This is a genomic window from Actinoplanes utahensis, from assembly GCF_016862455.1.
Lineage (GTDB): Bacteria > Actinomycetota > Actinomycetes > Mycobacteriales > Micromonosporaceae > Actinoplanes > Actinoplanes utahensis.
Genome location: NZ_BOMZ01000085.1, coordinates 66,758 through 72,955, shown reverse-complemented (window position 1 = coordinate 72,955; position 6,198 = coordinate 66,758). Strand labels below are relative to the sequence as shown.

The window sequence follows — 6,198 nt, the reverse complement described above, 5'->3', positions numbered from 1 at the left end:
GTCACGGTGAGCCCGTGTGGGGTGACGGTGAGCCGGCGGTGTCATGGTGAGTTCGTGTGGGGTGACGGTGAGCCGGCGGTGTCACGGTGAGCCCGTGCGGGGTGACGGTGAACCGGCGGCGTCACGGTGAGCCCGTAACGCGGGGTCCGGGGCTCGGCCCCGGGCCAGAAAGAAAACGAGCGACCCCGTCCGCGCTTTCCGCGGACACAAGTCGCCCAGAGATCGTGCCCCCGGCAGGATTCGAACCTGCGCTTTCGCCTCCGGAGGGCGACGCTCTATCCCCTGAGCTACGGGGGCTCAGTGATGATTAGCCTAGCAGGTGCCTCTGCGGCTTCACCAACCCGGTGTGCCCTCGAGGGTCAGCGCCGCGTCGGTCGATGTCAGGCGACGGCGCACCTGGTTCACATCGACGGGGCCGTCGATGCGACAGCGACGCTGCCGTGCCTGGTCACGGTGCACGCAGGGCCTGACTTCTTGCGACGCGAGTCGCTGAGTTCGCGTGTGGCGCTCCGGGTTACGTCGCGCGTCGGCTGATGCGGTCCCGTCCGCTCGGTGCGGTGAGTCGACGCTATGCCGGAAACCGGTCCGGGCACGGTTGACCGCTCGCCACGTTCCGGCTCGGAACTCTCCGGGCGAAGCGGTGTCGCTGTCCGTGTCTGGCGACCGTGCGGGCTGTTCTCGGCCGGCCCATCGGATCTGCTGCTGTGCAGGAAGAATGCTCGCCCCGGCGGTCTTATGTCGTTTCCCTGGAACGGCCCCCGGGTGCCTCGGATGGCGTGCCGCTTTAACGTGACTTTGATCGCGGTCATTGGCCGCCACCGCATGGACCCATGTTAGCCTGGCCCAGGCTTCGGTTGCCTCGTGCGCGAAGTCGGTGCCGGGCGCTATAAAACGGGGTGGCGCTCGGGTTTGGCGATGCGTCGGGGGCGGTTCTTGTCGGTAAAGTTTACATTTACGGCGAAGAACGGAAGAGCTGAGTCGAGTCGATCAAATGCGGCGGTGCTTCCGCTGATGCTGGTGGAATCTTCAGAGTTCGGGGTGCTCCGCTTATCCCGTACGCGATGTTTCTCCAGTGTCTCCATCGGCACCAAGAGTTCGAGTGAGGCCCCCTACGTCCTGTTCTGGGTGATAGGCGGGCGAATGGATATCGTTCAAGGGGTCAATGCCAAGTCTCTTTCGCCGGCGGACATGGCGCTCTGTGACACCTCGCGGCCGCTGACCTACCGGGTGCGTGGGGACGAGACCCTCGGCGGTGGAGCTGTCGCCGCTGAGTGGGTGACCGTGCAGATCCCGCGTAGCGTCTTGAGCTGCAGTAATCGGCCGGAAGAGGAGCTATCCGCCGCTGACCTGTCTGGGCGCTGCGGGGCTGGAAGAGTGCTCCTGAACGTCTTGCAAGCCTTTCTCGAGGAGGCTGAGATAATCGATGCAACCGCACGTGTGCGGCTGTCCAGCGTTTTGCTGGAGCTGCTGACGGTCGTCGTGGTGGAGCGTGCTGAGCAGATCGCACAACTGCCCGCCGGGCAGAGGGACAGTTCCGTTCTGCAGCGTATCCAGTATTTCGCAGAAACGCGGCTCGCTGCATCCGACCTTACGCCGACGTACCTGGCGAAGTCCCATCATATTTCGGTCAGGCAGCTGCACAATATTTTTCGTAAGGGTGGGCTTACCGTGTCGGGTTGGATCCGTGAACGTCGACTCGAGGGCTGGCGTCGGGATCTTGTAAAGCCTCAGAACAGGCACAAGCCAGTGCAGGCCATCGCGCAGAAATGGGGGCTTCGCAACTCCGCTCATGCGAATAGGCTGTTTCGCGAGATGTACGGTATCGCTCCGGCCGCCTATCGTAAGAGAATGTCGTCCGAGTGACGTTTCTTCTCGGTTTTCGGCAGGCCGGTGCCCGGTGTTGGCCGGGCTCGTGATCCATGGGGATCGTGTAGCGACGGGTTTCGGCCTGCCCGGCATCACCTCCCACAGGCGGCGAGAGGGCGGCCTGCCCGAATCATGCGCAGAACCGATGGTCACCGGGCCGACCGTCAAGGCAGGCGCTAGGTGTCGTCGCGGTGTGTCGTTCGATTCGTTCACCGAGCCGGCCGTTCAGGCGTCGGCTGGAGCCCGGCTGATCTGACGGCCGGAGGCGGCTGCTTGTCGGGGTCCGCCTGCATCCAGCCGGGCTGGGATCCGTCCATCCGCCTGCTACGTCGCGTCTGCATCTCGGTGTGACGCCGAGATCCGCATTTTCCGTCACCGCGCTCGATCTGCTGCCTCGTGAACATCGAGAACCGGCCCGAACCGCGCGATCGGCGCCTAACTGTTCAAGCTGCCCACTCGCGCCGAGTGTGCACTCACGGTCAACGCCTGTGCACGCATGCGCAACATCGAGACACGTGCATCTGCCTATGCTCGGCCGGCAGCTGGCGCTACGGGGCAACGGCGTGACCTGAAGCAACACGAATGAAGGCGACGTCGTATGGCCTCTGCGGAAACCTCGGAAGGGTGGAACATGAAAAAGGTTCTCAATTACGTGACGGCGGCGGTAGTCGCTGCTGCCGGCCTCACGGTGGCGACCGCCGCCCCGGCCTTCGCGGCGGGAGGTTGCAGCGCCTCGACGAACCCGACGGTGGTCGTGTGCGTGAACCACGGTGACGACGGCGCCAAGACTCGCGGCGACTTCTACATCAACCGGGCGCCGGACTGGAGCGTCGCTCGCTACTCGGAGCACTTCGTCGTGAACGGAGTCGAGAACTACCAGACGATGTTCGGTGCCGTCACGCGTACCGGTCGTTACTGCTGTAGCTACGTCACGCGCAACCGTGGGACGAAGATCAAGAACCGGGTCAAGATCTACACGGCGAGCGGTGCTGTGCACATGACGGTGGACAGCCCGACGATCACTGTGCCGTAATCGACCTCACCGAGTGAAACGGGCCTGGCAGCCATCGGCTGCCAGGCCCGTCGCGTCAGCGTTGAGCGATCGTGACGATCCGTCAAGCCGCCTGTGCCTGCTTGAGGAGGTCCGCAAGCACGTTCATCTCGGACTGCTGTGTCTCGACCATGGTTTGGGCGAGCCACTTCACATCGTCATCATCCGAGATCTCGACGATCTCCTGCGCCATGTGAATGCCGCCCAGATGGTGTTGGCGCATCAAGGTCAGAAAGAGGATGTCGACCTGTTTGCCGTCGGCGCGGCGCAGTTCCTCCATCTGTTCCTGGGTGGCCATGCCGGGCATGAGCCCGTCCTGCAGTGACTCCTCGCCGTCCGGCATCCAGGCCATCGGGGGCCGGCTGCCGTTCGGGTTGAGCCCCCACTCGCGTAGCCAGGTCTGCATGATGTTGACCTGGCCATGCTGCGTGAGGCCGATGTCCAGGCCCAGTGAGCGGACTTCCGGCAGCGTGGCGTTCGCGTACGCGATCATGCCCATGTCGACTGCCTGACCATGATGCGTGGCCATGTCACGCAAGAAGCCGGCTTCGGCGGAGTCGTCACCGGGGTGACTGGGCCGGGTGGCCAGGAACCCCACCGCGAGGCCCACCGCCAGGGTGACCAGCGCCACGAGCGCATGCGTCAGCACGGTGTACCCGCGCCGCTCCCGCGGGTGGTCGGCCGCGATGTCGCCGTCCTCGACGGATTCGGCCGGCATGGTCGAAGGCACGTCGATCGCCTACTGTCCGGTGAGGGACGGAGTCGTTCCCGTTGTGGTCAGGCCGCCGGAGCAGGGGATACCCGGCTCCACCGAGGCGTTCAGGCTCAGCGCGCGAATGAACTCGTCGATCCGGGGATCGTCGGCCGAGTCCACCTTCAGCTGGTAACCCCACGCCTGGAGCGAGATGTTGCTCTCCTGGTTCGGGAACGGGCTCAGCATGCTGAACGACTTGCCCTTCACCTTGGAGGTGAGGGCCTCGACCTGGTCGGCCGGCAGGCCCGGCTTGTAGGTCACCCAGACGGCTCCGTGCTCCAGGCTGTGCACCGCGTGCTCGGTGGGAATCTGTGCGTCGTAGACGTCGCCCATGCAGTTCTGCCAGCGGGCGTTGTGCTCGCCACCGACCGGCGGATTCAGCTTGTACGTGAGAGGACCCGTCTTGTGGTCACGCGCGGTGAGGCTCTTGTCCGGATCCTCGCGGTAGTTCACGATGCCGGCGATGGCGGCGGCACGGTCCTCCCAGGGAGTCTCCTTCTCCTTGTCGGACTTGATCGAGGCCCAGACGCCCCAGCCGATGATGCCGACCGCGATCAGAACCACGACGACGGCGATGGCGATCGGGCCCCCGTTGCCTCCCGGCTTGACCGGCGTGATCTTGCGGCCCTTCTTGCCTTTGCCCTTGCCGGTGGGACGGTTCGCGCCACCGGGGCGGCCGGTGCCGGGCTTGCCCGAGGGGGGGTTGCCCTGGCCGGTCGTCTTGCCGACCTTGACGGTGGACGGGACCCGTTCGGGCCCCGGCGTGCTCATGCTCATCGTGCCTCGTCGATTCGTCAATAAAGGGGAAGGGGCGGGGCTCGGGTGGCCGCCGAACGCCGAAGTCTACCCCCGATAGCATGGCTGAGTGACTCCCGCCAACCTTGCTGACACCGTTCTCTCAGCCGCTCGTGCCGTTTTCGAGACGCGCGGACTCGATGTCGCGCTGCTGCCCGTCACGACGACGGTGGAGCGTCCGCGCAACCCCGAGCACGGCGACTACGCGTCCAACCTGGCACTGCAACTGGGCAAGAAGGCCGGTGTCGCCCCGCGCGAGCTGGCCGCGGCGCTCGCCGAGGAGCTGGGCCGCCGGGACGGGATCAGCGCTGTGGAGATCGCCGGCCCCGGCTTCCTGAACATCCGGCTGGACACCGCGTCGCTCGGCGCGATCGCCGGCCTGGTGGTGGAGACCGGTTCAGCGTACGGCCGGAACACCGCCCTGGCCGGGGAGAAGGTCAACCTCGAGTTCGTCTCGGCGAACCCGACGGGCCCGATCCACCTGGGCCACACCCGGTGGGCCGCGGTCGGTGACTCGCTGCGCCGGGTGCTGTCCGCCGCCGGCGCCGAGGTGACCAGTGAGTACTACATCAACGACGCGGGCGCCCAGGTGGAGCGTTTCGCCCGGTCGCTGTTCGCGGCCGCCAACGGTGAGCCGGCCCCGGAGGACGGTTACGTCGGCGACTACATCACCGAGATCGCCCGGACGATCACGGACGCCGACCCCGCCCTGATCGGTCAGCCGGCCGAGGTGGCGCTGCCGGTCTTCCAGGAGCGCGGCTACGAGCTGATGCTCGCCGAGATCCGGGAGAGCCTGGAGCGCTTCGGGGTCTACTTCGACGTCTGGTTCTCCGAGCAGACGCTGCACAACGGCGGTGCGGTCGAGCACGCCCTGGACGAGCTGCGCAAGCAGGGCCACATCTTCGAGGAGGGTGGCGCGATCTGGCTGCGCACCACCGACTTCACCGACGACAAGGACCGGGTGCTGATCCGGTCGAACGGGGAGAAGACCTACTTCGCGGCCGATGCGGCGTACTACATCAACAAGCGGGAGCGCGGGTTCGACCGCTGCATCTACCTGCTCGGCGCCGACCACCACGGCTACATCGGCCGGCTCAAGGCGATCGCGGCGTGCGCGGGCGACGACCCGAAGAAGAACATCGAGATCCTGATCGGCCAGCTGGTCAACCTGGTCCGCGCGGGCCAGCCGGTCCGGCTGTCGAAGCGGGCCGGCAACATCATCACCCTGGACGAGCTGGTCGAGGCGGTCGGCGCGGACGCCGCGCGGTACTCGCTGGCCCGTTCCTCCACCGACTCCACGCTGACGCTGGACATCGAGGAGATCACCAAGAACTCCAGCGACAACCCGGTCTTCTACGTGCAGTACGCGCATGCCCGGATCTGCTCGCTGCTGCGCAACGCCGAGGAGAAGAAGGTCAGCCGCGGCGAGAAGTACGACCCGGCGCTGCTCTCCCACGAGCGGGAGCGGAACCTGCTGAAGACGCTGGGCGAGTTCCCCGGCGTGGTGGCGACCGCCGCCGAGCTGCGCGAACCGCACCGGATCGCGGTCTACCTGGAGGAGCGGGTGGCCACCGACTACCACCGGTTCTACGACGCCTGCCAGGTGCTGCCGAAGGGCGACGAGCCGGTGTCGGAGTTCGCCCAGTCACGGCTGTGGCTGGCCGAGGCCACTCGTACGGTGCTCGCCAACGGTTTGGACCTCCTCGGGGTCTCCGCTCCGGAGAGGATGTAA

At 66.2% G+C, this 6,198-nt stretch carries 5 protein-coding genes and 1 tRNA gene; 3 read left to right on the top strand and 3 right to left on the bottom strand.

What is annotated here, in order from left to right; all coding sequences use genetic code 11:
* Positions 1 to 225: 225 nt before the first annotated feature.
* A tRNA-Arg gene (locus tag Aut01nite_RS30000) sits at positions 226 to 297 on the bottom strand.
* A gap of 702 nt (positions 298 to 999) precedes the next feature.
* On the opposite strand from Aut01nite_RS30000, the gene Aut01nite_RS29995 reads away from it, so the two are divergent.
* Positions 1,000 to 1,863: an AraC family transcriptional regulator gene (locus Aut01nite_RS29995; protein ID WP_043524703.1), complete on the top strand. Its 864-nt coding sequence runs from the start codon at positions 1,000 to 1,002 to the stop codon at positions 1,861 to 1,863.
* A 634-nt stretch (positions 1,864 to 2,497) separates the two neighbouring features.
* Positions 2,498 to 2,899, top strand: a complete 402-nt coding sequence (locus tag Aut01nite_RS29990; protein ID WP_152628669.1) for a hypothetical protein — start codon at positions 2,498 to 2,500, stop codon at positions 2,897 to 2,899.
* An 82-nt stretch (positions 2,900 to 2,981) separates the two neighbouring features.
* Here Aut01nite_RS29990 and Aut01nite_RS29985 read toward each other — a convergent pair whose 3' ends face one another.
* Positions 2,982 to 3,653, bottom strand: a complete 672-nt coding sequence (locus Aut01nite_RS29985; protein WP_373871557.1) for a DUF305 domain-containing protein — start codon at positions 3,651 to 3,653, stop codon at positions 2,982 to 2,984.
* A 3-nt stretch (positions 3,654 to 3,656) separates the two neighbouring features.
* On the bottom strand, positions 3,657 to 4,448 hold the full coding sequence (locus Aut01nite_RS29980; protein ID WP_204037739.1) for a thioredoxin-like domain-containing protein: 792 nt from the start codon (positions 4,446 to 4,448) through the stop codon (positions 3,657 to 3,659).
* An 88-nt stretch (positions 4,449 to 4,536) separates the two neighbouring features.
* Here Aut01nite_RS29980 and argS point away from each other — a divergent pair, with 88 nt between their 5' ends.
* A complete protein-coding gene (argS, locus tag Aut01nite_RS29975) occupies positions 4,537 to 6,198 on the top strand; it encodes an arginine--tRNA ligase (protein ID WP_043524706.1) in 1,662 nt (553 codons plus the stop codon).